This window comes from Tenacibaculum singaporense, assembly GCF_003867015.1.
Lineage (GTDB): Bacteria > Bacteroidota > Bacteroidia > Flavobacteriales > Flavobacteriaceae > Polaribacter > Polaribacter singaporensis.
The window spans coordinates 3,044,777-3,070,739 of record NZ_CP032548.1 but is presented as its reverse complement, the minus strand read 5'-3'; the positions used below and the strand labels follow the sequence as shown (position 1 = coordinate 3,070,739).

Sequence of the window (25,963 nt, the reverse complement as noted above, 5' to 3'; positions counted from 1 at the left end):
AAAAATAATATGGCAATTTTAAATTTTCAAAAGCCTGATAAAGTAATAATGATTGAATCTACTGATTTTTCAGGAAGATTCGAATTCAGACCTCTTGAACCAGGTTTTGGATTAACAGTTGGTAATGCATTACGAAGAGTATTATTATCATCTCTTGAAGGATTCGCTATTACATCATTACGTATCGATGGAGTTGATCATGAGTTTTCAACTATTCAAGGTGTTGTAGAAGATGTAACAGAAATTATCTTAAACTTAAAGCAAGTACGTTTTAAGAAGCAGATTGAAGAATCAGACAGAGAAACAGTTTCTATTGCAATATCAGGACAAGAGCAATTAACAGCTGGTGACTTACAAAAGTTCATTTCAGGTTTTCAAGTACTAAATCCAGATTTAGTAATTTGTAACATGGATAAATCGGTAACGTTAAATGCTGAAATTACCATTGAAAAAGGTAGAGGTTTTGTACCAGCAGAAGAAAACAAAAGAGCTGGTGCACCTTTAGGAACAATTTTTACAGATTCTATTTACACTCCAATAAAGAATGTAAAATATGCTGTTGAAAATTTCCGTGTAGAGCAAAAGACCGATTACGAAAAATTAGTTTTCGATATCGATACTGATGGATCTATCAATCCTAAAGATGCCTTAACTGAAGCAGCTAAGATTTTAATCCACCACTTTATGTTATTCTCTGATGAGCGTATCACTTTAGAGGCAGATGAAATCGCACAAACTGAAACTTATGATGAAGAATCATTACATATGCGTCAGTTATTAAAGACGAAATTAGTTGATATGGATTTATCTGTTCGTGCTTTAAACTGTTTGAAAGCTGCAGAAGTAGATACTTTAGGAGACTTAGTATCATTCAACAAAAGCGATTTAATGAAGTTCAGAAACTTTGGTAAAAAATCATTAACTGAATTAGATGAGTTAGTGGCTAACAAAGGTCTAAGTTTCGGAATGGATTTAAGCAAATACAAATTAGATAAAGATTAACCTTTCATATTTTGCTCCTCTAAATTAGAGTAGTAGCAAGATGAGAGCTAAAACCAAATGTCATGAGACACGGAAAGAAATTTAATCATTTAGGAAGAAAAACAGCGCACAGAAAAGCGATGTTATCTAACATGGCTTGTTCTTTGATCGAGCACAAGCGAATCAATACTACAGAAGCTAAAGCGAAAGCTTTACGTAAGTTTGTAGAGCCTTTAATTACAAAATCTAAAGACGATACAACTCACAACCGTCGTGTAGTATTTAGTTACTTGCGTAGCAAAGAAGCTGTTACAGAATTATTCAAAGAAATTTCTGTAAAAGTAGCAGACAGACCAGGAGGGTATGTTCGTATCATCAAGTTAGGAAACCGTCAAGGAGATAACGCTCCAATGGCAATGGTTGAATTAGTTGACTACAACGAGTTATACAATCCAAAAGGAAACAAAGCTAAAAAGAGTACTCGTCGTAGCCGTCGTGGTGGAGCGAAGAAAACTGAAGCTGCAGCTGTTGAAACTCAAACTTCACAAGAAGAAGAATAAAAATGAGAATTTTTATAAATTATATCAAAGGGATAAACATTTAATGTTTGTCCCTTTTTTTATATATTTTTGCAAACAAATTACACAACACCACTAAATGAAATATCAAACACGTAAAAAAGCATTAGTTCTATTAGCAGACGGAACTATTTTCTACGGAAAATCTATTGGGATAGAAGGAACCGCAACAGGAGAGATTTGTTTTAACACAGGTATGACAGGATATCAAGAAATTTTTACAGATCCTTCTTACTTCGGACAATTAATGGTAGCTACCAATGCTCATATTGGTAACTATGGAGTTAACAATGAAGAAGTAGAATCAGAAGGAATTAAAATTTCAGGATTAATTTGTCGTAACTTTAGTTTTACACACTCTCGTGTAGATTCAGATGGAAATTTATTTGACTGGTTCGAGAAACACAATTTAGTAGCTATATCAGATGTAGATACACGTGCGTTAGTATCTTATATTAGAGAAAATGGAGCTATGAATGCTATTATTTCAACTGAAGTAGATAAAATAGACGAATTAAAGAAGCAATTAGCTGAGATTCCTAATATGGAAGGATTAGAATTAGCTTCTAAGGTATCAACTAAAGAACCTTATTTTGTAGGTGATGAAAATGCTCCAATAAAAATATCAGCTTTAGATATAGGTATCAAGAAAAATATTTTAAGAAACTTAGCAAAAAGAGGAGCTTATATTAAAGTATATCCTTACAATGCGAGTTTCGAACAAATGAGTGATTTTAACCCTGATGGATATTTTATTTCTAACGGACCTGGAGACCCAGAGCCTCTAGAAGAAGCTCAAAAAACAGCAAAACAAATCATCGAAAAAGATTTACCGTTATTCGGTATTTGTTTAGGACATCAGGTAATAGCACTAGCGAACGGAATTTCTACTTATAAAATGCACAATGGTCACAGAGGAATTAATCATCCTGTGAAGAACTTACTAACGGGTAAGGGAGAAATTACTTCTCAAAACCATGGTTTCGCTATCAATAGAGAAGAAGCAGAAGCGCATCCAGATGTGGAAATAACTCATGTACACTTAAATGATCATACCGTAGCAGGTATTAGAATGAAGTCTAAAAATGTATTCTCTGTTCAGTACCATCCAGAAGCGAGCCCTGGACCGCACGACGCAGAATATTTATTTGACCAGTTTATCGAGAACATCAAAAAAGTAAAAGCATAAATTTCAAAAAAGTATCATAAATAAATTCCCGTGATTGTTACTTCACGGGAATCTATATTAAAAATAAAGAACTATGAGTATTATAATAAACATTCATGCACGTCAAATTTTTGATTCAAGAGGAAATCCAACAGTGGAAGTAGATGTAACTACAGAAAATGGAATTGTAGGTAGAGCAGCAGTACCATCTGGTGCTTCTACAGGAGAACACGAAGCTGTTGAATTACGTGATGGAGGTGATAATTATATGGGTAAAGGTGTGTTAAAAGCGGTTGAAAATGTTAACACAGTTATTGCCCAAGAGTTATTAGGAGTATCTGTATTTGAGCAAAATATGATCGATCAATTGATGATTGATTTAGATGGAACTCCGAACAAATCAGTTTTAGGAGCGAATGCTATTTTAGGTGTTTCTTTAGCAGCAGCAAAAGCAGCAGCCAATGAATTAGGATTACCATTATATCGTTATGTAGGCGGAGTTTCAGCAAATACTTTACCTGTTCCCATGATGAATATTATCAACGGAGGTTCGCATTCAGATGCACCAATTGCATTCCAAGAGTTTATGGTTATGCCAGTAAAAGCTCAAAACTTTACAGAAGCAATGCAAGTAGGGTCTGAAATTTTTCACAACTTAAAGAAAGTATTGCATGATCGTAATTTATCTACAGCAGTAGGTGATGAAGGTGGATTTGCTCCAACGCTTGAAGGAACTGAAGATGCTATTGAAACAATTGCTTTAGCAACTAAAAATGCTGGATATAAATTTGGAGAGGAAGTGATGATTGCATTAGATTGTGCTTCTGCCGAATTTTATGTAGATGGAAAATATGATTACACAAAGTTTGAAGGAGATAAAGGAGCTGTAAGAACTTCAGAAGAGCAAGCTGCTTATTTAGCAGAGTTATGTGAAAAATACCCTATCATTTCTATTGAAGATGGAATGGATGAGAACGATTGGGATGGATGGAAGATGTTAACAGAAAAAGTAGGAGATAGAGTTCAGTTAGTTGGAGATGATTTATTTGTAACAAACGTTGAGCGTTTATCAAAAGGAATTGAGAATGGAATTGCAAATTCAATTTTAATTAAAGTAAATCAAATAGGTACATTAACAGAAACAATTGCAGCGGTAAACATGGCGCATAATGCAGGATATACTTCTGTAATGAGTCATCGTTCTGGAGAAACTGAAGATAATACCATTGCGGATTTAGCTGTAGCATTAAACTGCGGACAAATCAAAACAGGTTCTGCTTCACGTTCTGATCGTATGGCAAAATACAATCAATTATTACGTATTGAAGAAGAATTAGCTGATGTAGCTTATTATCCACAAGAAAAAGCATTTAAAGTAAAATAAAACTCTTTAATATAATATTTAAAGCTCGTACAGAAGTACGGGCTTTTTTTAATTATAAAAAGGTGTTTTTTTGATGAAAAGAAAGGAAAGTACAAAGTGTTTGGAAAGTTAACTTTTGTACTCTAGATAAGAATACGAAATACCAAAAGGTACTCTTTATTTTGAAAATTAAACAGAACGAGTAATCTATATTTTTATAGGGCTATTAATAATTTTAATGTCCATCAAAAAAAATAGTACCTTTTACTAAAGGTACTAATAAATTTAGGGCTTGATTTATAAATAAAAAAACAAAGGCTGTCTTAACATATAAGGACAGCCTTTGAAATCAAATTCAATTCGTTTGTTTAGTTGTTTATATTTTAATTTAAGTTTAAGAATTCTTCTTCAGAAATTTCACCTGTATAAATTTTATGTAATTCCTCTAAATGAGCTACAATATTTTCATGCTGACTTTGCTCTATAGAAGCAGGCTTTTTTAATTCTGATTTTAATCTACCACCTACAACATAATAGTCATAATAGTAAAAGAAGTTTCTATCAAAATTTCTGTTAGAATAAGTTCCGTTATCTCCTAATAAATACCCTAATCTAAAAGCAGATCTTCTTTGAGATGCAGTACCGTGAGAGCTTCCGTTAGGTCCAGCTAATGTTTGTGAAAAATTATAAGCACTAGCAGCAGTATTCCAGTTACTAGTATAAGTTCTTCGGATAAAATAACCTCCAAACCCATCAGCTTCTAATTCAGTAGCACTAACGTGATTACCACTAGGTATAGTATTATCTCTAAATTGTACTTGATGTCCCATCTCATGTGCAGCAACGTATGCAATGGCTGCATTACCATAGCTTAAAGCACTTGCTAACAATTCCTCTCCCCATACAATATAACCGTTTGAAAAAGAAAGAGCATTGAAAGTTCCATCTCCACCTGCCAAGTATAAAGGTACATTACCCATTCCAAAAAAACTTGCAGCTTCGTTATGTTCAGTCTTTAAAAAGTTAGTAGTAGACTGGTTAACGATATATTCCGCCCAATAAGAGTTTGGCCCAAAGCCATCAACTGTGTAGTGGTCAGCGTTGTTAACATCTAACATACTTGGAGAACTAATACCCGTAGGAGCATTGTCATTTGTAAGATTATTTTCTTCTTGGGTACATTGTACAGTAAGAAGGGATATGCATAATAATGCAATAATAAATTTAAATTTTTTCATTGTGAAAGGATTTTATGAATTGAATTTATTTTTTTGAAAAATATACACTTACTGATGATTGATGAAATAATAACGAAAAATTAACACTTTATTTTATAATGTTATTTTTTTTGTAAAAAAAAATAGAATAATACTTTTATTTATTTACTCAGTTTAGAAGTCTGTGTGTTAGTGTGAGTCTTATTGAGGTGTGGTACTATTTTTGCTATTTAGAAAATGAAAAATTAGATATCTATAGCTATGAAAAGAACAACAACTCTATTTATTACATTAGTTTTTACAGTTTTCCTTTCGAATGCTCAAATAAGTATTTTTGATGCGGTACAAACTGGTAAAGAAATTTCTAAAGGGGAAAAGACCCTAAATGAGTTACCCCCTAAGCTTATTCAAACCGTTGAGTTTGGATCTTCTCTTCCAAGTGAAATCAAATATTATTTTAGTACAGAGGAATATTTTTCAGCTCAAGAATTTACAAGACGTTTATCTTTCGAATTATTTTATAATATAAATTACCCTATTATAAGAAAATTAACTTTAGGGGCTGTAGTAGGTATACAACATCAATCACAACAAAGTATTACAGGGTTAAAGCTAGGAGCAACTTTACGATATTATTTTAGAAACTACGAAGGCGTTAATATGTATGTCATGACTGCAAGAAGCATAGGAATTTCTGACAATATAAAAAATGAAGCAGGAGAAGGAAATATAAGGTTTGGATTACAATTCCCTATTATAGAATTAGAAGATTTTGATGATTTTAGAGTTACTTTTAATGTTTTTTGGGACAATGATTCTTATGCTATTAAAAAGCCTCTTTTAGGAAATGAGACACCAGATAATATGGTTTTTCGATCAGCCTATGGTTTAGCAATAGGTTTGCAGTTTTAATTGTTTTTTATGTAAATAAAGTAGCATGTTTTTAAAAGGATTTTAAATAAGAAATTATTATTTTTTTATATTAAAAATCTATCTATTTGCTCTTTTAAAATAATCCAAAAAATGGTATCTTCGCAACTCACTTCAATCATAAAAAATTATAGTTAAAAAATGTCAGATATAGCAAAATTACAAATTGGCGAAAATACGTATGAGTTTCCTTTAGTAAAAGGAACAGAAAATGAAACTGCAATTGATATTAAAGCCTTAAGAGGAGCCACGGGTGGAGTTATAACGATTGACCCAGGATATAAGAATACAGGTTCATGCCAAAGTGCTATAACGTTTTTAAATGGTGAAGAAGGTATTTTAAGATACCGTGGTTATTCAATTGAAGAGTTAGCAGAAAAAGCAGACTTTTTAGAAGTTGCTTATGCTTTAATCTTTGGTGAATTACCAACCAAAGAACAATTAGATAAATTTTATGGTGATATCTTAGATGAAGCAATCGTTGATGATGACATCAAAAAAATAATTGATGCATTTCCAAAGAATGCACACCCAATGGGAGTGTTATCATCATTAACATCTGCATTAACAGCTTTTAATCCATCTTCTGTAAATGTAGATTCAGAAGAAGATATGTATAAAGCAATTGTGAAGATAATGGGGAAATTCCCAGTATTAGTAGCGTGGACGTTACGTAAAAAACAAGGTTTACCATTGCATTACGGATCTCGTAAACTAGGATATGTAGAAAACATCTTAACAATGATGTTTCAAAAGCCAAATGATGAGTATGAGTTAAACCCGATTATGATTAATGCTTTAGATAAGTTATTAATCTTACATGCAGACCACGAACAAAACTGTTCTACGTCTACAGTACGTATTGTTGGTTCTTCTCATGCAGGATTATTCGCGTCATTGTCTGCAGGTATTTCAGCTTTATGGGGACCTTTACATGGAGGTGCAAACCAAGCAGTACTTGAAATGTTAGAAGCAATTAAAGAAGATGGTGGTGACACTAAAAAATACATGGCAAAGGCTAAGGATAAAAACGATCCTTTCCGTTTAATGGGGTTCGGACACCGTGTATATAAAAACTTCGACCCAAGAGCAAGAATCATTAAAAAAGCTGCTGATGAAGTGTTAAACGACTTAGGAGTTGAAGATCCAATCTTAGATATCGCAAAAGGATTAGAGCAAGAAGCACTAAATGATCCATATTTTGTTGAAAGAAAATTATATCCAAACGTAGATTTCTATTCAGGAATTATTTATAGAGCTATGGGGATTCCTGTAGAAATGTTTACAGTAATGTTTGCTTTAGGACGTTTACCAGGATGGATAGCACAATGGAGAGAAATGCGTTTAAACAAAGAACCAATTGGTCGTCCACGTCAAGTTTACGTTGGAGAAAACTTAAGGGAGTTCGTAGAATTAGACAAGAGATAAACTATTTAAAAAGTGTCATTTAAAATAATTAAATGACATTTTTTTTATGTAAAATAACTGATGATGAAAGAAATTAAAATTATCAAAAACAGATCAGATATTGGAGCAGGAACTCGTGGATCTGATATGGGGGTAGATGCAATTGAAATTGCAGCGATAAATAAAAAAAGTAATTATTTCGATTCTTTTGATTTTGAAGATGTAATTACAGAAAATGAATCGATTTACAACAAGGTAAATAATTCGTTTGCAAAACGAATTGACAGTGTTTTTAACCAATGTAAACGATTGAGTAATCACGTAAAAGTAAATTTACAAGAAGGGAAATTTCCAATAGTTCTATCTGGAGATCATTCTTCGGCGTTAGGAACTATTAGTGGAGTAAAGGCAGCAAATCCAACTAAAAGAGTTGGTGTTGTTTGGATTGATGCACATGGAGATTTACATTCTCCTTATACATCACCATCAGGAAATATTCACGGAATGCCTTTGTCTGCTGCTATTTCAGATGATAATTTAGACTGCCAAATTAATGATGTAGATAGAGAAACATCAGAATTATGGGAGCGAATGAAGAATATAGGCACGCCAGGACAAAAAGTTTTACCTGAAGATATTGTATTCTTTGGAGTTCGTGATACAGAAGAGCCAGAAAACAAACAAATGGAGAAATATGGTATTAAAAACTATATGGTTGCAGAAGTTCGTTATCGTGGATTAGATGTTTGTGTAAATGAAGCTTTAGATAAACTGTCTAATTGCGATGTTATTTATGTGTCATTTGATGTAGATGCAATGGATTGTGATATGATTTCTTATGGAACAGGAACACCTGTACCAAAAGGATTTGATCAACATGAAATCATTGATATAATTAACGGATTGTTGGCAAGTAATAAAGTAGCTTGTGTGGAGTTTGTTGAAGTAAATCCGTTATTAGATTTCAAAGGAAACAAAATGGCTGAAACTGCGTTTGAAGTTCTTGAAGAAGTAACTAAAAAGGTTAAAAGTCTATAGTGCTAGTAAAGATATTTTTTAAAAAGCGAACTTACATAAGTTCGCTTTTTTGTTTTTGTAGAGGTTATTTAGAAAAATAAACGTTTATATTTGTTGCAGTAAACTTTAGGAGTAGCTAGTTCACTAGTTTGAGAAAGATCCTTTGAACCTGATATGGTTAACACCAGCGTAGGGAAAAGTTGTAAAATCATGTTTAGAATCGTTTTATGGAACGATGCTAAACTTCTTCTACAGTTTACTTTAAATATATGTTAGTATGATAACGATAAAAGTAAACAATAATCAACAAGAGTTTTTAAGCCCATTAGCATTGCAAGAATTAGTAGATAAACTGCAAATTCAAACCAATGGAATTGCTATTGCTGTTAACAGTAGTGTGGTAAAAAAAACAGATTGGTCCTCAAAATTGCTCCAAAACAATGATGAAGTTTTAATCATTAAATCTACACAAGGAGGATAATATTTTCAGAAAACAAAATTCAAAGTATAAACAAACAACCTTAAAATGAAGAAAAAAGATACAGTTCCAAAACAAGATGGTGTAACAAGACAACCATTTCCGAATTCAAAAAAAATATATGTTCAAGGAAAAATTCACCCACAGATAAAAGTAGCAATGCGCGAAATCGAGTTGAGTGATACTGTAGATTCGATGACAAAAAAAAGAACTCCTAATGAGCCTGTAACGGTATATGATACTTCAGGACCTTATACAGACCCCAATAAAGAAATTAATATTCATAACGGGTTAGAACGTATTCGAGAGCAATGGATTTTAGGAAGAGGTGATGTAGAAGAACTCAATGAGTTCACCTCACAATATTGTAATGAGCGATTAAATGATAAGAGTTTAGATCATTTACGATTTAACTTAAAGCATAAACCTAAGAGGGCTAAAAAAGGGCAAAACGTAACACAGTTACACTATGCAAAAAAAGGAATTATTACTCCAGAGATGGAATACATTGCTATTCGTGAAAATCAACGAATTGATGAAATGACACGTTTGTCTAAACAACATTCAGGGCAAGATTTTGGAGCGAGTATTCCAGCAAAAATAACTCCTGAATTTGTTCGAGAAGAAGTAGCTAGAGGACGCGCAGTTATTCCTTCAAATATCAATCATCCAGAAGCAGAGCCTATGATTTTAGGGCGTAACTTCTTGGTAAAAATCAATGCGAATATTGGAAACTCAGCTACTACCTCATCCATAGAAGAAGAAGTAGAAAAAGCAGTTTGGGCATGTCGTTGGGGAGCAGATAATATTATGGATTTATCTACAGGTAAAAACATCCATGAAACTCGTGAGTGGATTATCCGTAATTCACCAGTACCTGTAGGAACCGTACCTATTTATCAAGCTTTAGAGAAAGTAAATGGGATTGCTGAAGACTTAACTTGGGAAATTTTTAGAGATACTTTAATTGAACAAGCTGAGCAAGGTGTAGATTACTTTACGATTCACGCAGGAGTTCGTTTACGTTATGTACCTATGACAGCAAAGCGTATTACAGGGATTGTATCAAGAGGAGGTTCTATTATGGCAAAATGGTGTTTAGCACACCATAAAGAGAGCTTTTTATATACCCATTTCGAAGAGATTTGTGAAATTATGAAGGCTTATGATGTTGCTTTTTCGTTAGGAGATGGTTTACGCCCAGGTTGTATTGCCGATGCGAATGATGAGGCTCAATTTGCTGAATTAGAAACGTTAGGGGAGCTAACAAAAATAGCACGTAAGCATGAAGTACAATGTTTTATTGAAGGTCCAGGTCACGTGCCAATGCACATGATTAAAGCGAATATGGATAAGCAGTTAGAAGCGTGTGATGAAGCTCCGTTTTATACTTTAGGACCTTTAACTACGGATATTGCTCCAGGATATGATCATATTACTTCAGGAATTGGAGCAGCTATGATTGGTTGGTATGGTTGCGCAATGTTATGTTATGTAACGCCAAAAGAACATTTAGGCTTACCAAATAAGGAAGATGTTCGTACAGGGGTGGTTACTTATAAATTGGCAGCCCACGCAGCTGATTTAGCAAAAGGACATCCAGGGGCACAACACAGAGATGATGCTTTGAGTAAAGCACGTTTTGAGTTCCGTTGGGAAGACCAGTTTAACTTAGGTTTAGACCCTGAATTAGCTAGAGAATATCACGATGAGACCTTACCTGCAGAAGGAGCTAAAATTGCACACTTTTGTTCTATGTGTGGTCCAAAATTCTGTTCTATGAAAATATCGCAGGAAGTACGTGACTTTGCAGCCGAGAATGAAGTAGAAGGAGATGAAGTCTTTGCAAAAGGAATGGAAGAAAAATCAAAAGAATTTAAAGACAAAGGTTCAGAAGTATATCTATAAAATATGAATTTAGAATTATGAATTACGAGTTGACAATTTCTAAATTCGTAATTCATAATTTAAAATTGACTACATGATTGTTTTAATAGCTCCAGAAAAAGATATTCCCAATGAGATTGAAATCCTTCAACAATTATTTGAAGAAGGATTGGAATATTATCATTTCAGAAAACCTGATAAGAATTACGAAGAGCATGTGGTTTATTTGAATCAGATAGATGAAAAGTATCATCATAGAATAGTTACTCATTATTTTCATGAACTCATTAATGAATTCAACCTAAAAGGAATTCATTTTCAAGAGCAAAAAAGAATTGATGCTTTAGAGAATGGAAGCGAATATTTTATAGGATTAAACATGATAGGAAAAACGATGAGTAGTTCTTTTCACGAGCCTTCAGCCTTAGTGAATTGCGATATCGAATTTGATTACCATTTATTAAGTCCTGTTTTTTCTTCTATTTCAAAGAAAGGATACGAAGGAAGAGGCTTTAATGTAAACCATATTGAGAAAACCATTATAGGTATGGGCGGAATCAATACAGATACCATTCAAAAAACTTTAGAGTTAGGTTTTCAAGGAATTGGTGTTTTAGGAGGAGTTTGGAATACAGAAAACCCAGTTGAAAGCTTTAAAAATATCAAGCGTCATTACGAGAAGAATATGAAGAAGTAATTTTTTTGTTAAAGAAAGTATATCAATAAAAAATGAAACAACAAGCTTACATACTAACGATTGCAGGATTTGATCCGTCAAGTGGAGCAGGATTGACTTCGGATATTAAAACTTTTGAAGCACATGGATTATATGGATTATCGGTATGTACAGCAGTTACAATTCAAAATGATATCGATTTTAAAGACTGTGTTTGGATTGATAAAGAAACCATCATCAATCAAATTGAAACCTTATTTGAACGCTTTGAAATATCAGTAGCAAAAATAGGAATCATCCAATCTTGGAATGTGTTATTGGAGGTTCTTCAAACGCTAAAAAAATGCAATTCATCCATAAAAATAGTTTTGGATCCTATTTTAAAAGCCAGCGCTGGATTTGATTTTCATTCCGAAGAGAATATAAAGGTGTTTGAAGAAGTATTGCAACACTGTGATTTTATCACTCCAAATTATGATGAAATCAAAGCTTTGTTTTCTAATAAATCGATTGAAGAAACCATTGAGTTCATTTCAGAGAAGACCAATGTTTATTTAAAAGGCGGGCATAGAGAAGCTAAAAAAGGATGGGATGAAGTATATCACAGTAAGATAGTACAATTAAATATTCCACCGAAAGCTACATCCGTTTTTGAAAAGCATGGAAGCGGTTGTGTGTTGTCTTCAGCTTTAGCTTCAAACATAGCCAAACAACTACCTTTAGAAGATGTATGTACAAATGCCAAATGGTATACGGAACAATTTTTAAACTCTAATAAAACGTTCTTAGGAGAGCACAACTATACATGATAAGTAAATTACACTATATAACCCAAGGGAAAACTCCAGAAGGGCATTTAGAAAATGTTCAAAGAGCTTGTGCTTCTGGAGCAGAGTGGGTACAACTTCGATTAAAGAATCTGGATCCGAAAACTATTTTAGAAACAGCTCAAAAAGCGAGAGAAATTACGAGTCATTTTCAAACGCGTTTAATCATAAACGATTACTACAGAGTAGCTAAAGAAGTTAAAGCAGATGGAGTTCATTTAGGAAAAACAGATACGTGTCCATTAAAAGCAAAAAAGTATTTAGGTGATTTATATATCGTAGGAGGAACAGCGAACACTTTGGAGGATTGTGAAAAACTCTTAGAAAAAGGAGTAGATTATATTGGTTTAGGTCCTTATCAGTTTACTGAAACTAAAAAGAATTTGAGTCCAGTTTTAGGAACTACTGGATATCAAGTGCTACTAGAAGAGTTAAAAACAACCACTCCAATAATAGCTATCGGTGGAATTACCACAGAAAATATACCTGAAATTATTGACACAGGAGTATACGGAGTCGCTGTTTCAGGAGCAATTACACAAAATTTCAACTCGATTCCTGCATTTCATAAAATTTTAAAAGCACCTAGTACTAAGGAACAAGTGTACAAAATAGGAGCACAATAAATTAGCAATAATGAATACCAACTTAACAATAGCCGATAAAACATTTACCTCACGATTATTTACAGGAACAGGGAAATTCAGTTCTTCGCAATTAATGAAAGAAGCTTTATTAGCTTCAGAAAGTGAACTGATAACAGTTGCTTTAAAAAGAGTAGATGTTCAAAACGAAGAAGATGATATTTTATCACATTTAAATCATTCTCGAATTAATTTATTACCAAATACTTCAGGAGTTCGTACAGCAAAAGAAGCTGTTTTTGCTTCAGAATTGTCTAGAGAAGCTTTGGAAACAAATTGGGTGAAATTAGAAATACATCCAGATCCAAGGTATTTATTGCCAGATCCTATCGAAACCTTAAAAGCTGCTGAAGAATTAGTAAAAAAAGGATTTGTAGTGATGCCTTATATTCATGCAGATCCAGTTTTATGTAAGCGATTAGAAGAAGTAGGAACGCAATGTGTAATGCCTTTAGGAGCTCCTATTGGAAGTAATAAAGGATTGAAAACGTTGGAGTTTTTAGAAATCATTATTGAACAATCTAATGTTCCAGTTGTTGTAGATGCTGGTATTGGAGCACCCTCCCATGCGGCATATGCTATGGAATTAGGAGCTGATGCTGTTTTAGTAAACACGGCGATTGCTGTATCACAAAATCCAGTAGCGATGGCGCAAGCTTTTAAGATGGCAGTTGAAGCAGGAAGAATGGCATATGAAGCAAAATTAGCTCCTGTTAGAAAACAAGCAGAAGCAAGTAGTCCGTTGACAAGTTTTTTAAATTAAAGCTGTTGGCATTTAGCCTTTAGCTTATTTAAAATTAATACGATGTTAGTAAACAAAACAGAAAGTAGTAGCCAAGAGCTAACAACCAAAAGCTTTAAAACTATATTCAACCAATACAATTGGGATGAAACCTTACAAAGCATTTTTAATAAAACATCCGTTGATGTTGAAAGTGCTTTATCTAAGGATAAACTCGGTTTGGAAGATTTTAAAGCGTTGATATCTCCTGCTGCAAAACCTTTTTTAGAGCAAATGGCACAAAGAAGTCGTATGCTGACAAAAAAACGATTTGGAAATACCATTCAAATGTACGCTCCAATGTATTTGAGTAATGAGTGTCAGAATATATGTACGTATTGCGGATTCAGTTTTACAAACAAAATTCCGAGGAGAACCTTAACCGATGCTGAAATATTGAAAGAAGTTGCTTTTTTAAAAGCGAAAGGATACGATCATATTTTGTTAGTAACTGGAGAAGCTAATAGAACAGTGGGGGTGGATTATATTAAAAATGCAATTCAGTTGATTCGTTCACAATTTTCAAATATTACGATTGAAGTACAACCTTTAGATCAAGATGAATATGAATTGTTAATTGAAAGCGGATTATACGCAGTACTGGTATATCAAGAAACCTATCATCAACAAGAGTATAAAAAGCATCATCCGAAGGGGAAAAAATCAAATTTTGAGTATCGTTTGGAAACTCCCGATAGATTGGGGAAAGCAGGTGTTCATAAAATAGGGTTAGGAGCTTTATTTGGACTGGAAGATTGGCGAGCTGATAGCTTTTTTACAGCATTGCACTTAAAATACTTACAAAAAACCTACTGGAAAACGAAGTATTCTATTTCATTTCCACGTTTAAGACCACATTCAGGAGGATTAGAACCCAAAGTAGAAATGACGGATGCTGATTTGGTACAATTAATCTGTGCGTTTAGAATGTTAGATGAAGATGTAGAACTGTCAATGTCTACCCGAGAAAGTGAAGTTTTTAGGAATAATATTGTTAATTTAGGGGCAACCTCAATAAGTGCAGAGTCTAAAACAAACCCAGGAGGGTATAGTGTTGAACCACAATCGCTAGAGCAATTTGAAATTTCGGACGAACGAAGCACTGAAGAAATTGTACAGATGCTAAAAGGACAGGAATTAGAAGTAGTTTGGAAAGATTGGGAGCATTTTAGAAATTAGACCGTTAGGCTATTAGAATCAAGAATGAAAATTTTAAGAGTTAATGAGGTGAATTTATTCTATAATTAAACATGAACTTAAGTAAAGAAGAACAAAAACAATACAATCGCCATCTTATTCTAGATAAAGTAGGAGAAAAAGGACAACTAAAACTAAAACAAGCCAAGGTATTAGTGATAGGGGCTGGAGGATTGGGATGTCCTGTACTACAATATTTAACAGCAGCAGGTGTTGGGACGATTGGAATTATTGATGATGATGTAGTAGATCAAAGTAATTTACAGCGCCAAGTTTTATATACAATAGATGATATAGGAAAGTCTAAAGCAGAAACAGCAGCAAATCGTTTGTCAAAATTGAATCCTTTTGTTCAGTTTCATGTGTATAAAGAAAAATTAACTAATCAGAACGCTATTTCATTATTTCAACAATACGATGTAGTTGTAGATGGTAGCGATAATTTTGCCACTCGTTATTTAACCAACGATGCAGCGGTATTAACACAAAAGCCATTGGTGTATGGGGCTATTTTTAAGTTTGAAGGACAAGTAAGTGTGTTTAATTATCAAGGAAGTGCTACGTATCGATGTTTATATCCAACACCACCCAAACCAGAAGAATCACCCAATTGTTCTGAAATTGGTGTAATAGGTGTATTACCTGGAATTATAGGAAGTTTACAAGCCAATGAAGCTATTAAAATTATTTGTGGAATAGGAGAGGTGTTAGCTAATAAATTATTGATGTATGATACATTAAGCATGCGTCAAATGATATTAAAGTTTGAAAAGACAGACAAAGATGAGGTTGCTGAGTTAAACAACGATTATGAATTCTTCTGCGGAATAAAAACAGCTACTCACGAAATAACTTTAAGAGAGTTACAAAGTAAGTTGTCAAATTATAACCTGCTTGATGTTCGTGAGGATTGGGAACGAGAGCAGCACCATATTGGAGGGCAACATATTCCGTTAGGAGAGCTTGCGCAACGATATGATGAAATAAACATCGAAAAACCTGTGGTTGTTTATTGTAAATCAGGAGTACGTAGCCAACGAGCAATTGATTTTTTAGAGCAACAATTTGACACCGTTACTTTTCTAAATTTAAAGGGAGGACTTGGTTCATAAGTCCTTATGAGGAAGAGTTATTTAAAATAGTATTAAAGGGTGGAACTCCACCCTTTCTCTTTTAATTTTCTTCAGTTTCTATTAAAACTACCTCTTCAGGTACAGATAAAAACAAAACACATCCATGTTGGGTTTTTACACTATGTTTTCCTTGAGGAGGAGTGTATAAATAATCTCCTTGTTCTAAAACTTCTCCAAAGATTTCACAACTTCCTTTTAAAACAAATACTTCTTCTCCTGCTGGATGAGAGTGGTAAGGATAGGAAGCTCCTTCTTCAAATTTTAATAAAATAGCTTTAGAGCGCTGAGTAGCTTTATCAAAATACAAGGATTTTACAAAAACACCTTGATAATGCACACCATTTTCAATAAGTGGATTCCAAGTAATTTGTTCACTTTTGGTGATATAGTCTTTAATATTCATAATTAATTAAGTTTACAATTTTATATAAATTTTGATGAGACAAAGTTGATACTTAACTGAAACCTAAGAAATGGAGAATTTTAAGTTTTTGATGTAAGATTTATAAAATCAGTGTGCTTTGAAACTCCGTTGGAGACATTGCAGTGTGATTTTTAAAGAATTTTGAAAAATAGTAAGGGTCTTTGAAGGCTAGTTTGTAAGCGACTTCTTTTACACTTTTATTTTCGTACTGAAGAATACGCTGTGCTTCAGAAATTATTAAACCGTAGATAACATTTTGAGCTGTTTTACCTGCATGTTTTTTTGCCAGCTCATTGAGTTTTAATTCAGAGGTTTTAAGTTGTTCTGCGATGTTTTTTAAAGAATAATTGTGCTCAAAATTATTTCTAACAAACTCTAAAAACTGTAAGAAAAGAGCTTCTGGTTTCCATATTTCACCTCCGTTAGCAATTTTTGACCGATTTATTTCGAATAATAGTAACTCAATACGTGCATGGATAGAATCTAAATGTTGAAATGGTTTTTCTCTTAATTCTCTTTCTATTTTATGGATTTCGGTTTCAATTTCTTCAGGAGAGTTTATTGAGATTACTTCATTGTAATCAAAATGGCAAAATAGACTGTTCTGAAAAATTAATTCAATATCTTTCTCTGTTTTGCATATATAGTTGAGTGTAAAATCAAGTACATATCCTTTTCCTTCATTAACATTTTCAAAGTAATGGTATTGCCCAGAAGTTATTGTAAGAATTTGGTTCTTGCAGAGAGTTAGACGCTTATTGTCAACCACCATAGAAACTTGTCCCTCATTGCACCATATAAGAAGATACTTTTTTATCCTCTTAGGTTTGAAGTCCGAAATAGCTTCAATTTTCTGAAGGTTTATCATTTGTAATTGATTATAGAATGAAAAACTGCTATAGCCTAAATAAACTCTTACGCAATCTTCGTCCCGTTTTTAACAGTACGTTCAGTAGTTAACAAAGTAACTTCTTTATCATCACCTAAACCACCTAATACCAAGCATTCGCTCATCATGTTAGCAATTTGTTTTTTCGGAAAGTTTACCACAGCAACTACTTGTTTTCCTATTAAATCTTCAGGTTGATACAATTTAGTGATTTGCGCTGAGGTTTTTTTAATTCCGTAATCACCAAAATCAACCTGCATTTTATAGGCAGGGTTTTTAACCTCTTTAAAAATTTCCGCTGAAATAATAGTACCAATACGCATTTCTACTTTTGTAAAATCGTTCCAAGTGAGGGTGTTCTCTTCCATATGTCTGTAAATTATACCAGTTAGGTATTTATTAGTTGTTTAAAAATAAAATTTTATTAAGTGCCCATTATGGGCTCCATAGTTTAGTTATTTTCTAGCAATCGTTTGGCAGCAGTAAATGGAGTAGTTTTCCCATTTTCTAGCTTTGCAATTTCCTGTTTTAAAAGTTCTTTAATTTTTGGGTTGTTGTAAAAATTACTTTTTAATTGCTGATTGATGGTTTCTAATAACCAATAATTATTCTGTTCGTTTCTTTTTTGTTGAAAGTAGCCTGATTTTTTTACTAAGTTCATGTACTCTTCAATCATTACGTAGATAGCATCAATTCCCTGATGATGCAATGCACTTGCCAATAAAACTTTAGGTTGCCAATCACTTTCCTTAGCAGGGTATAAGTGTAAAGCTCTGTTAAATTCTACTTTTGCCAGTTTAGCATTTTTTTCATTACCGCTATCTGCTTTGTTAATCACAATCGCATCTGCCATTTCAATAATTCCACGTTTAATACCTTGTAATTCATCACCAGCACCCGCTAATTTCAATAATAAAAAGAAGTCGGTCATAGAATGTACAGCCGTTTCCGACTGTCCAACACCTACCGTTTCAATAATGATTGTATCAAAACCAGCTGCTTCACATAAAATAATACTTTCACGTGTTTTTTGAGCAACGCCACCTAACGAAGTTCCAGAAGGAGAAGGACGGATAAAAGCATTTTCATCGGTTACTAATTCCTCCATACGTGTTTTATCACCTAAAATACTTCCTTTATTAACAGAACTACTCGGATCCACCGCCAAAACAGCTACTTTCTTACCTAATGAAGTTAAATGTTTACCAAAAGCCTCAATAAATGTACTTTTTCCTACACCTGGAACACCCGTAATTCCAATTCTAACCGATTTATTGGCATACGGTAAACAAGCTTCTAAAATTTCATTAGCTTGTTGTTGGTGTTTTGGGTTTGTACTTTCCACTAACGTAATAGCTCTACTTAAAAAAGGAATATTACCAGCAACTATTTGAGTAACAAATTCTTCAGTTGAGGTAGTTTTTCTTCTGTTACGTTTTATTTTTTCTGCAGATGATTTACTGGTGGTTTCAGGCTGAGAAACCCCGTCTTTTTCAGAGAGTGCAGATGTGTCTTTGTCGGTCATTATGTAGGTAAAACAAAATAATAACGTAAATTTAGAAATAAAAATGCAGGAAAATGCAACGCGGCGGAAAAAGTCTCGTATTTAGGGTAAGAAATCAAGAATGAAATCAACTAAACAGTTACATCAATCGGTAATAGATGCCTGTAAAAACAATGATGCAAAAGCGCAAATGCAATTGTATGATTTGTATTGTGATGCCATGTATACAGTGGCGTTACGGTATGTAAAAGATTCGTTCACAGCGGAAGATGTAATGCAAGAAGCATTTATAAAAGCATTTAAAAATATTGATTCATATAAAGATGAAGTAGCGTTTGGTGCTTGGTTAAAAAGAATCGTTATTAACCAAAGTATTGATTATTTAAAGAAGAGAAAATTAGAACTGGTTTCTATTAACGAAGAAATTACCACAGTAGCAGATGATGATAATTGGAATGTAGCCGCTACTATATCGTATCAAGATATTGTAAACTGCATTCAACAATTAAAAGAAAAGTATAGAGTTGTGTTAACCCTATTTTTATTAGAAGGGTATGATCACGGAGAAATCTCACAAATATTAGGAATTTCAGAAGTGAGTTCGAGAACACATTTATTAAGAGGAAAAAGACAAGTGCAAGAACAATTAAAAGCAGTACATCATGTCTAAAGATATTAGAGAAATACTAAAAAACAATGTTGAAAACACAGAGAGGTTATCAACAAATCACAGACAGCGTTTTCAACAAAAGTTAATGGATGAATTGCATTCAACACCATCAACAAAAAAATCATATCAGTGGTTGTATATAGCAGCATCTATTGTGTTGTTGGTGAGTTTGGGAATTCAGTTTTACCCAACTAATACTGTAGATCCAATAATAACTGAGCTTCCAAAAGAAACTCAAAATCAAATTAGTTTAGGAACTATTTCACCTGAGTTAAAAACGGTGGAAGACTACTATGTAAATACAATTAATTACGAATTAAGTCAGTTAGAATTAACTGACGATAATAAAGAACTTTTTGATGGTTATTTAACCAAGTTAGGTGAATTAACCAAAGAATATAAATCGTTAACCAAAGAGCTCAATACAAAAGGAGTTAACGACGATACTATCAATGCATTGATTGGAAACCTGCAATTACGTTTACAGCTGTTAAAACGTATGCAAAAACAATTACAAGAATTTAAAAATCCAACTCAAAATGACATTCAAACAATTTAAAATCAGTGTTTTTTTACTGTTAGTAACTGGCGTTGTATCTGCACAGAAATACAACAAAAAGTTTAGTGAAAATTTTAAGACAAATAAAGATGTAGTAGTTAATATCAATGCATCTAATGCAGATGTTGATGTAACTACATGGAACAAAAATGAAGTTTCAGTAGAAGCTGTTGTCGAAGTTGAAGGGCTAGATAAAAAAGAGGCTCAAAAATATTTAGACAATTGGAAATTTGAAGCTTTAGGGAATAAAAGTAAGGTGCAAATTAATGCCAATAGAAATAGCTTTAGAATAGGAGGAGACAATATTGTATTCTTCAATTCATCAGACAATAACTACCCAAAGGTATTTCAATTTGATGGTGATGATGAAGTTGTGGTGGTTCCAGAAGTGAGAATTCCAGAGATACCAGAAATACCTGAACTTCCAGAAATAAAAATACCAGAAATCAACTTTGAAGAAATCGTTACCGGTTTAGAAGACATCGAATTTGACTTTGATAAGTATGCAAAAGATGGAGGAAATTACTTCTTTCAATGGAAAGATGGTGTAAACGATATTACCATTAAGTCGAAAAAGGAATGGGAAGAATTCAAGAAAACTGATAAATATAAAGAGTTTAAAAAGCATCAAGAAGAAAGAAAAAGAGATATTAAAAAAGAATTAGAAAAAGCTAAGAAAGAGCGAATCAATCAAAAAGAGCTAAGAAGAGAAATGGCTAAAGCAAGAGCTGAAATTAGAAAAATAAATAGAGAAGAAATCAGAAAAGAACTTGCAAAAGCAAGAAAGGAAATGCACAAGGCAAGAAAAGAGATGCAAAAAGTTCGTATGAATTATTCTTACTCTTCTGAGAGCAATAACCTTATGATTAATGGAAAAAAAGTAAAAATTACAAAGAAGATTACGATAAAAGTTCCAAAATCGGCAACGTTTGACTTGAATACACGTCACTGTAAAGTAAAACTACCAAAAACCAAAGCTTCAGGAAAGGTTAGTTATGGAACCTTTAAAGCTGACGCACTTGACGGTGGAAAATTAAATATTTCATTTTCACCAGTAAATATAAATTCATTAAACGCTTGTACGTTGTTCTTAAATAATGTAACCGATGCTCAATTAGCATCGGTTACTAATACAACTGTAAACTCTAATTCATCAGGACTTGTAGTAAACAATGTTTATAGTAATGTTGAAGTAAATAATAAGTTTGGAAACTTAACCATTACCAAAGTTCATCCTAGCCATGATAATTTAAAAGTACTTTTAAGCTATTCAGATGCGGGAGTTGATTTAGCAGGGATAAACAAAAAATTCGATATTCAGAGTAATAAGGTTAAGAAACTAAAAGATGGAAGTGTAGAATATAATGGAGAGTTTATTTTAATATCAAACGATAAGAAAATTGAAATAGACGGTAAATACAGTCAATTAAAAGTTAAAAATCAATAAGAAATACAAACAAAATTACTTTTTATTTCTACAAAATTGCTGCCAAATTCTTTTTCTATATTCTTTATAAAGTGCCTATATTAGCGATTGCAAATAGTCATTTTTACTATGGAATTATACAAAGAAAATCAACTTAAAATATATAACTCTTTAACCAAATCAAAAGAGCTTTTTAAACCAGTAACCGAAGGACGCGTAGGTATGTATGTATGTGGTCCTACAGTATATAGCAACGCCCATTTAGGAAACGTACGAACTTTTATGTTTTTTGATGTGGTGTATCGTTATTTATTACACCTTGGATACAAGGTGCGTTATGTACGTAACATTACGGATGCTGGTCACTTAGAAAACGATGCAGATGAAGGAGAAGATAGAATTGCAAAAAAAGCACGACTGGAGGAAATCGAACCGATGGAAGTGGTGCAACGTTATACAGTTGATTTCCATAATGTATTAAACAACTACAACTTTTTACCGCCAAGTATAGAGCCTACCGCTACAGGTCATATTGTAGAGCAGATTGAAATGATTAAAGAAATCATGGATAAAGGTTTTGCTTATGAAGTAAACGGTTCAGTATATTTTGATGTGTTAAAATATAACGAAACAGGTAATTACGGTATTCTTTCTGGTAGAAAATTTGAAGATGCTATTCATAACACAAGAGCGTTAGACGGACAGTCAGATAAAAGAAACCCGCAAGACTTTGCGCTTTGGAAAAAAGCCGACGATCGTCATATCATGCGTTGGCCTTCACCTTGGAGTGATGGTTTTCCAGGGTGGCATTTAGAATGTTCAGTAATGAGTACAAAGTACTTAGGTGAACAATTCGATATTCATGGTGGAGGAATGGATTTAAAATTCCCACATCACGAGTGTGAAATTGCACAATCACAAACTTGTAGTGGTGTAAAGCCAGTAAACTACTGGATGCATACTAACATGCTATTGTTGAACAGTCAAAAAATGGCAAAATCAACAGGGAACTTTATTTTACCAAATGAAATTTTAACGGGAGAAAATAACATCTTAGGAAAACCGTTTTCTGCAAGTGTAGTTCGTTTTTTCAATATGCAAGCTAACTATAGAAGCATTTTAGATTTTTCAGGAGAAGCGTTAGAAGCTGCTGAAAAAGGACATGCGAAGTTAATGGAAGCTGTAGATTTCTTAGACAAAATTGAAGCAGGTACTACTTCCACATTTGATGTGCAAAAATGGAGACAAGACTGCTACGATGCTATGAATGATGATTTTAATACACCAATATTAATATCACATTTATTTGAAGCAGTAAAAGTTATCAATCAAATAAAAGAAGGAAAAGCGAGTTTAACTATCGAAGATTTAGAAGTGTTTAAAAATACAATCAATGCGTTTGTTTTTGATGTATTAGGACTAATGAATGAAACTTCAGAAGGAAATAATTCAGACAAACTAAGTGGCGTAGTTGAAATGTTAATTAGCATGCGTAAAGAAGCACGTGAAAATAAAGATTGGGCATTATCTGATGAAATTCGTGATAGATTACTGGAATTAGGTATTCAATTAAAAGACGGTAGAGAAGGAACAACGTTTACAGTTAACTAATTGAAAAAAATACTAACATATCCGTTTATATTACTAGTTCGATTTTATCAAACAGCCATATCTCCGTTTACACCAGCAACATGTAGATATTCACCAACGTGTTCAAGCTACACAATTGAAGCGTTACAAAAACACGGATTGTTTTACGGTGGTTGGTTGGCATTGAAAAGAATTTTCAGTTGTCACCCTTGGGGAGGAAGCGGTTACGATCCTGTTCCAGAGAAAAAAGAAAAATAATAATTGTCATTGAGGAGTTTATTAAGAAGTAATCTTAAGATTATTTCATTTTAACTTGCCTTAATTGACAGCCGAAAGGTTCACAATGAAACAAAAACTAAATTAAAGTAGATGAATTTTTTATCCATAGTGTGGGATTGGAACCCAGAAATAATAAATTTAGGAGGTTTTGGTATTCGTTGGTACAGTTTAATGTTTGTAGCAGCGTTTATTTTAGGACTTCGATTAATGAAAAAGATTTACATTAACGATAACATTGCTGTTGAAAAACTAGATCCGTTATTTATGTACGTATTCGTTTCTATGTTAATAGGAATGCGTTTAGGAGATGTATTCTTTTACAGTTGGGATTATTACCAAAATCATTTACTAGAAATCATATTACCATTTAAAAAACAAGAAGGAGCTTCGGCTTTATTCGGATTGTTAGATGGATGGAAATTTACAGGATTTACAGGGTTTGCAAGTCATGGAGCAGCAATAGCAATTCCAATAGCCATGTACTTTTACGCAAAGAAACACTTACAAAAACCATGGTTGTTTATCTTAGATAGATTAGGAATTATGGTAGCCTTAGCAGGATTTTTTATCCGTTTCGGAAACTTCTTTAATTCTGAAATTTACGGAAAACCAACAGGAAGCAGCTTTGGTGTCATCTTTAAAAGAGCAGGAGAGACGGTACCACGTCACCCAACCCAATTATACGAAGCATTTAGTTATTTAGTACTATTCTTTGCTTTGTGGTATTTCTATTGGAAAACAGACAAGAAAAATCAAACAGGCTTTTTATTCGGACTGTTTATGGTGGTATTATGGTCGTTACGTTTTGTAATAGAATTCTTAAAAGAAGCACAAGTAGAAGGAAGAGAAGATTGGGTGTTCAATACATTGAACACAGGTCAGGTGTTAAGTATTCCGCTAGTGTTGATCGGTTTTTGGTTAATGTTTAGAAAACCTAAAGCAACTGCATAAAAACAATAAAAAAACTCCAAGGATACCCTTGGAGTTTTTTATTATTCAAAAGTTACCGTTTTACTCTTTAGAAAACTTTTCAGCTAGCAAATCCCACAGTTGAGAATAGCCATTGTCATAACCCAGTGCCCAAATACCGACACCGCTTATTTTATTGCGTTTTATCCAGTCGTATTTTATTGAAAGCGACTGCACATCTTCAAAAAATAGCTGTCTATATTCATGGTTGCTGTCTTTGATAATTAGATAGCTAGAAGCACTTTTAGGATCAAACTTAACGGGAATTTGTAAAGAATCAATATATATATATCGTATGGTATAATAACGAGGATGCGATTTGAACTTCGTTACTTTAGCGCCCATTTCAGGTTTTTTAGTGTACCATTCAGCACCGTAATAAGGAAGTCCCGCAATTAATTTATCTAGAGACACTCCCTTGTTTTTATAATAAGTAACGGAGGCTTCTAAACCATTCCCGAATTTTTTACTGTATTTAAAAGGAGTTACAGGACCAGTAGTTTTACTAAAACTTCCGTAGTAATCGTACCCCATTAGCGTGTAAAAATCGATATGCGGATTGATAGCAGGAATATCAAATACATTATTCCAGTCAATAGCATACAAACACAAAGAGACACTATAATTAGGATTCTTTTCTTTTAGCTTTTTTGAAACCTGAATGATAAACTGTGTAAGTTGATTTCTATCTTCTTTAGCAACCCCTTCAAAATCGATATTAATTCCATCAGCATTTCTTAAGGCAAGTAACTCAGCTAGATTTTCTATAAGTCTTGTTTGCGCTTTTGAATTATTTAAAAACACAGCATTGTTTTCGCTTCCAAAGTTTGTAACAGACAAAAAGACTTTACAACCTTTTGTTTGAGCACTGTCGATTAACGAAGTAGTTTTCCATTGGTGTATACTTTTGTAATTACCTGTTTTGGGATCAAGAGCATAAGAAAAGTATGAAATTCCCCAAAGCATAGAAAAATTATAACTTTTATAAGAAGAACCGTTGGAATATACATGCCAGCCAAATGTACGGTAATTAGGATGTACGTTTCCTTTTTTATGAGTTATAGGTTTGTAAGAAATGTTGTTTAAACTGTCCCATTGCTGTTCGGTAGTAAAATTTAAACCGCCATAGGTTTTTTCATGTAAGTGACGCTGACTTATAAACTGTTTGCCATCTGCAATGCTTATGGAGTCTTTGTGCTCTACAGGTTTTGGGTTGTTAGTTTGTGTTTCCTTGTTTTTAGAGTTTGAACACGAAGTAATGAAGGCGATTAAAAATAAATGAGTAAGGAGTAACCAAGTTTGCTTATTCGGGGGGTGTTTCATGTTAATAAAAAGATAGGTTAGTAAATAATCATAGCTTCTAAAATTC

General features: G+C 33.2%; 27 protein-coding genes and 1 riboswitch. Of the genes, 21 read left to right on the top strand and 6 right to left on the bottom strand.

Annotated elements, in window-relative coordinates:
* The first annotated feature begins 9 nt into the window (after positions 1-9).
* From D6T69_RS13725 to eno, 4 genes are all read left to right on the top strand, one after another.
* A complete protein-coding gene (locus D6T69_RS13725; protein WP_099215313.1) occupies positions 10-1,002 on the top strand; it encodes a DNA-directed RNA polymerase subunit alpha in 993 nt (330 codons plus the stop codon).
* Between the two features lie 62 nt (positions 1,003-1,064).
* A complete protein-coding gene (rplQ, locus tag D6T69_RS13720) occupies positions 1,065-1,541 on the top strand; it encodes a 50S ribosomal protein L17 (RefSeq protein ID WP_047789815.1) in 477 nt (158 codons plus the stop codon).
* 97 nt (positions 1,542-1,638) lie between these two features.
* Entirely contained in the window at positions 1,639-2,748 is a 1,110-nt protein-coding gene (gene carA / locus D6T69_RS13715; RefSeq protein ID WP_125068401.1) for a glutamine-hydrolyzing carbamoyl-phosphate synthase small subunit, read from the top strand.
* Positions 2,749-2,821: 73 nt separating this feature from the next.
* Positions 2,822-4,111 carry a phosphopyruvate hydratase gene (gene eno, locus D6T69_RS13710; protein WP_125068399.1) on the top strand — a complete coding sequence of 430 codons (1,290 nt, stop codon included), beginning with the start codon at positions 2,822-2,824 and terminating at the stop codon, positions 4,109-4,111.
* Positions 4,112-4,473: 362 nt separating this feature from the next.
* Here the strand turns inward: eno and D6T69_RS13705 are convergent, their stop codons facing one another.
* Complete coding sequence (locus D6T69_RS13705; RefSeq protein ID WP_125068397.1) at positions 4,474-5,328, bottom strand: neutral zinc metallopeptidase; 855 nt, start codon at positions 5,326-5,328, stop codon at positions 4,474-4,476.
* 240 nt (positions 5,329-5,568) lie between these two features.
* Here D6T69_RS13705 and D6T69_RS13700 point away from each other — a divergent pair, with 240 nt between their 5' ends.
* The 11 genes from D6T69_RS13700 (at position 5,569) to moeB (ending at position 16,263) form a co-directional block, all read left to right on the top strand.
* Positions 5,569-6,219, top strand: coding sequence for a hypothetical protein (locus D6T69_RS13700; protein WP_125068395.1), 651 nt, complete (start codon positions 5,569-5,571; stop codon positions 6,217-6,219).
* Positions 6,220-6,378: 159 nt separating this feature from the next.
* Complete coding sequence (locus tag D6T69_RS13695; protein ID WP_125068393.1) at positions 6,379-7,665, top strand: citrate synthase; 1,287 nt, start codon at positions 6,379-6,381, stop codon at positions 7,663-7,665.
* Between the two features lie 63 nt (positions 7,666-7,728).
* Positions 7,729-8,682 carry an arginase gene (locus D6T69_RS13690; protein ID WP_240628322.1) on the top strand — a complete coding sequence of 318 codons (954 nt, stop codon included), beginning with the start codon at positions 7,729-7,731 and terminating at the stop codon, positions 8,680-8,682.
* 97 nt (positions 8,683-8,779) lie between these two features.
* Positions 8,780-8,874, top strand: a riboswitch (TPP riboswitch).
* 64 nt (positions 8,875-8,938) lie between these two features.
* Complete coding sequence (thiS, locus tag D6T69_RS13685) at positions 8,939-9,142, top strand: sulfur carrier protein ThiS (protein WP_125068389.1); 204 nt, start codon at positions 8,939-8,941, stop codon at positions 9,140-9,142.
* Positions 9,143-9,187: 45 nt separating this feature from the next.
* Positions 9,188-11,047, top strand: coding sequence for a phosphomethylpyrimidine synthase ThiC (thiC, locus tag D6T69_RS13680; protein ID WP_125068388.1), 1,860 nt, complete (start codon positions 9,188-9,190; stop codon positions 11,045-11,047).
* Positions 11,048-11,120: 73 nt separating this feature from the next.
* A complete protein-coding gene (locus D6T69_RS13675) occupies positions 11,121-11,723 on the top strand; it encodes a thiamine phosphate synthase (RefSeq protein ID WP_125068386.1) in 603 nt (200 codons plus the stop codon).
* 32 nt (positions 11,724-11,755) lie between these two features.
* On the top strand, positions 11,756-12,511 hold the full coding sequence (locus D6T69_RS13670; protein WP_125068384.1) for a hydroxymethylpyrimidine/phosphomethylpyrimidine kinase: 756 nt from the start codon (positions 11,756-11,758) through the stop codon (positions 12,509-12,511).
* Complete coding sequence (gene thiE, locus D6T69_RS13665) at positions 12,508-13,155, top strand: thiamine phosphate synthase (RefSeq protein WP_125068382.1); 648 nt, start codon at positions 12,508-12,510, stop codon at positions 13,153-13,155. The genes D6T69_RS13670 and thiE overlap by 4 nt, the downstream gene beginning before the upstream one ends.
* A 10-nt stretch (positions 13,156-13,165) precedes the next feature.
* Positions 13,166-13,936: a thiazole synthase gene (locus D6T69_RS13660; RefSeq protein ID WP_125068380.1), complete on the top strand. Its 771-nt coding sequence runs from the start codon at positions 13,166-13,168 to the stop codon at positions 13,934-13,936.
* Between the two features lie 42 nt (positions 13,937-13,978).
* Entirely contained in the window at positions 13,979-15,133 is a 1,155-nt protein-coding gene (gene thiH, locus D6T69_RS13655; RefSeq protein ID WP_125068378.1) for a 2-iminoacetate synthase ThiH, read from the top strand.
* A gap of 71 nt (positions 15,134-15,204) precedes the next feature.
* The gene (gene moeB / locus D6T69_RS13650) at positions 15,205-16,263 is read left to right on the top strand and encodes a molybdopterin-synthase adenylyltransferase MoeB (RefSeq protein ID WP_125068376.1); all 1,059 of its coding nucleotides are present in this window, start codon (positions 15,205-15,207) and stop codon (positions 16,261-16,263) included.
* A gap of 61 nt (positions 16,264-16,324) precedes the next feature.
* Here the strand turns inward: moeB and D6T69_RS13645 are convergent, their stop codons facing one another.
* From D6T69_RS13645 to meaB, 4 genes are all read right to left on the bottom strand, one after another.
* A complete protein-coding gene (locus D6T69_RS13645; RefSeq protein ID WP_125068374.1) occupies positions 16,325-16,687 on the bottom strand; it encodes a cupin domain-containing protein in 363 nt (120 codons plus the stop codon).
* 100 nt (positions 16,688-16,787) lie between these two features.
* Complete coding sequence (locus tag D6T69_RS13640; protein ID WP_125068372.1) at positions 16,788-17,576, bottom strand: helix-turn-helix domain-containing protein; 789 nt, start codon at positions 17,574-17,576, stop codon at positions 16,788-16,790.
* Between the two features lie 47 nt (positions 17,577-17,623).
* The gene (locus D6T69_RS13635; RefSeq protein WP_125068370.1) at positions 17,624-17,965 is read right to left on the bottom strand and encodes a tRNA-binding protein; all 342 of its coding nucleotides are present in this window, start codon (positions 17,963-17,965) and stop codon (positions 17,624-17,626) included.
* Positions 17,966-18,048: 83 nt separating this feature from the next.
* A complete protein-coding gene (meaB, locus tag D6T69_RS13630; protein WP_125068368.1) occupies positions 18,049-19,122 on the bottom strand; it encodes a methylmalonyl Co-A mutase-associated GTPase MeaB in 1,074 nt (357 codons plus the stop codon).
* Positions 19,123-19,222: 100 nt separating this feature from the next.
* On the opposite strand from meaB, the gene D6T69_RS13625 reads away from it, so the two are divergent.
* The 6 genes from D6T69_RS13625 (at position 19,223) to lgt (ending at position 24,576) form a co-directional block, all read left to right on the top strand.
* A complete protein-coding gene (locus D6T69_RS13625) occupies positions 19,223-19,771 on the top strand; it encodes an RNA polymerase sigma factor (RefSeq protein WP_125068366.1) in 549 nt (182 codons plus the stop codon).
* On the top strand, positions 19,764-20,330 hold the full coding sequence (locus D6T69_RS13620; protein ID WP_125068364.1) for a hypothetical protein: 567 nt from the start codon (positions 19,764-19,766) through the stop codon (positions 20,328-20,330). The genes D6T69_RS13625 and D6T69_RS13620 overlap by 8 nt, the downstream gene beginning before the upstream one ends.
* Positions 20,311-21,777 carry a hypothetical protein gene (locus tag D6T69_RS13610; protein WP_164506730.1) on the top strand — a complete coding sequence of 489 codons (1,467 nt, stop codon included), beginning with the start codon at positions 20,311-20,313 and terminating at the stop codon, positions 21,775-21,777. Before D6T69_RS13620 ends, D6T69_RS13610 begins: the two co-directional genes overlap by 20 nt.
* Positions 21,778-21,885: 108 nt before the next feature.
* Positions 21,886-23,367 (top strand): cysteine--tRNA ligase, encoded by a 1,482-nt coding sequence (gene cysS, locus D6T69_RS13605; protein ID WP_125068358.1) that lies wholly within the window; start codon positions 21,886-21,888, stop codon positions 23,365-23,367.
* Positions 23,368-23,604, top strand: a complete 237-nt coding sequence (yidD, locus tag D6T69_RS13600) for a membrane protein insertion efficiency factor YidD (protein WP_073181389.1) — start codon at positions 23,368-23,370, stop codon at positions 23,602-23,604.
* A 111-nt stretch (positions 23,605-23,715) separates the two neighbouring features.
* On the top strand, positions 23,716-24,576 hold the full coding sequence (gene lgt / locus D6T69_RS13595) for a prolipoprotein diacylglyceryl transferase (protein WP_125068356.1): 861 nt from the start codon (positions 23,716-23,718) through the stop codon (positions 24,574-24,576).
* A 60-nt stretch (positions 24,577-24,636) separates the two neighbouring features.
* Here lgt and D6T69_RS13590 read toward each other — a convergent pair whose 3' ends face one another.
* The gene (locus D6T69_RS13590) at positions 24,637-25,917 is read right to left on the bottom strand and encodes a glycosyl hydrolase family 18 protein (protein WP_125068354.1); all 1,281 of its coding nucleotides are present in this window, start codon (positions 25,915-25,917) and stop codon (positions 24,637-24,639) included.
* Positions 25,918-25,963: the final 46 nt, after the last annotated feature.

Excerpts from the sequence above, each read along its gene's own strand:
- thiC (WP_125068388.1), top strand. The coding sequence starts at position 9,188 with ATGAAGAAAAAAGATACAGTTCCAAAACAAGATGGTGTAACAAGACAA.
- eno (WP_125068399.1), top strand. The coding sequence starts at position 2,822 with ATGAGTATTATAATAAACATTCATGCACGTCAAATTTTTGATTCAAGA.
- thiE (WP_125068382.1), top strand. The coding sequence starts at position 12,508 with ATGATAAGTAAATTACACTATATAACCCAAGGGAAAACTCCAGAAGGG.
- moeB (WP_125068376.1), top strand. The coding sequence starts at position 15,205 with ATGAACTTAAGTAAAGAAGAACAAAAACAATACAATCGCCATCTTATT.
- D6T69_RS13670 (WP_125068384.1), top strand. The coding sequence starts at position 11,756 with ATGAAACAACAAGCTTACATACTAACGATTGCAGGATTTGATCCGTCA.
- D6T69_RS13620 (WP_125068364.1), top strand. The coding sequence starts at position 19,764 with ATGTCTAAAGATATTAGAGAAATACTAAAAAACAATGTTGAAAACACA.
- thiS (WP_125068389.1), top strand. The coding sequence starts at position 8,939 with ATGATAACGATAAAAGTAAACAATAATCAACAAGAGTTTTTAAGCCCA.
- cysS (WP_125068358.1), top strand. The coding sequence starts at position 21,886 with ATGGAATTATACAAAGAAAATCAACTTAAAATATATAACTCTTTAACC.
- lgt (WP_125068356.1), top strand. The coding sequence starts at position 23,716 with ATGAATTTTTTATCCATAGTGTGGGATTGGAACCCAGAAATAATAAAT.
- D6T69_RS13690 (WP_240628322.1), top strand. The coding sequence starts at position 7,729 with ATGAAAGAAATTAAAATTATCAAAAACAGATCAGATATTGGAGCAGGA.
- D6T69_RS13610 (WP_164506730.1), top strand. The coding sequence starts at position 20,311 with ATGACATTCAAACAATTTAAAATCAGTGTTTTTTTACTGTTAGTAACT.
- D6T69_RS13590 (WP_125068354.1), bottom strand. The coding sequence starts at position 25,917 with ATGAAACACCCCCCGAATAAGCAAACTTGGTTACTCCTTACTCATTTA.
- D6T69_RS13705 (WP_125068397.1), bottom strand. The coding sequence starts at position 5,328 with ATGAAAAAATTTAAATTTATTATTGCATTATTATGCATATCCCTTCTT.
- rplQ (WP_047789815.1), top strand. The coding sequence starts at position 1,065 with ATGAGACACGGAAAGAAATTTAATCATTTAGGAAGAAAAACAGCGCAC.
- D6T69_RS13660 (WP_125068380.1), top strand. The coding sequence starts at position 13,166 with ATGAATACCAACTTAACAATAGCCGATAAAACATTTACCTCACGATTA.
- D6T69_RS13725 (WP_099215313.1), top strand. The coding sequence starts at position 10 with ATGGCAATTTTAAATTTTCAAAAGCCTGATAAAGTAATAATGATTGAA.
- D6T69_RS13645 (WP_125068374.1), bottom strand. The coding sequence starts at position 16,687 with ATGAATATTAAAGACTATATCACCAAAAGTGAACAAATTACTTGGAAT.
- carA (WP_125068401.1), top strand. The coding sequence starts at position 1,639 with ATGAAATATCAAACACGTAAAAAAGCATTAGTTCTATTAGCAGACGGA.
- D6T69_RS13625 (WP_125068366.1), top strand. The coding sequence starts at position 19,223 with ATGAAATCAACTAAACAGTTACATCAATCGGTAATAGATGCCTGTAAA.
- D6T69_RS13675 (WP_125068386.1), top strand. The coding sequence starts at position 11,121 with ATGATTGTTTTAATAGCTCCAGAAAAAGATATTCCCAATGAGATTGAA.
- D6T69_RS13635 (WP_125068370.1), bottom strand. The coding sequence starts at position 17,965 with ATGGAAGAGAACACCCTCACTTGGAACGATTTTACAAAAGTAGAAATG.
- D6T69_RS13700 (WP_125068395.1), top strand. The coding sequence starts at position 5,569 with ATGAAAAGAACAACAACTCTATTTATTACATTAGTTTTTACAGTTTTC.
- D6T69_RS13695 (WP_125068393.1), top strand. The coding sequence starts at position 6,379 with ATGTCAGATATAGCAAAATTACAAATTGGCGAAAATACGTATGAGTTT.
- meaB (WP_125068368.1), bottom strand. The coding sequence starts at position 19,122 with ATGACCGACAAAGACACATCTGCACTCTCTGAAAAAGACGGGGTTTCT.
- D6T69_RS13640 (WP_125068372.1), bottom strand. The coding sequence starts at position 17,576 with ATGATAAACCTTCAGAAAATTGAAGCTATTTCGGACTTCAAACCTAAG.
- thiH (WP_125068378.1), top strand. The coding sequence starts at position 13,979 with ATGTTAGTAAACAAAACAGAAAGTAGTAGCCAAGAGCTAACAACCAAA.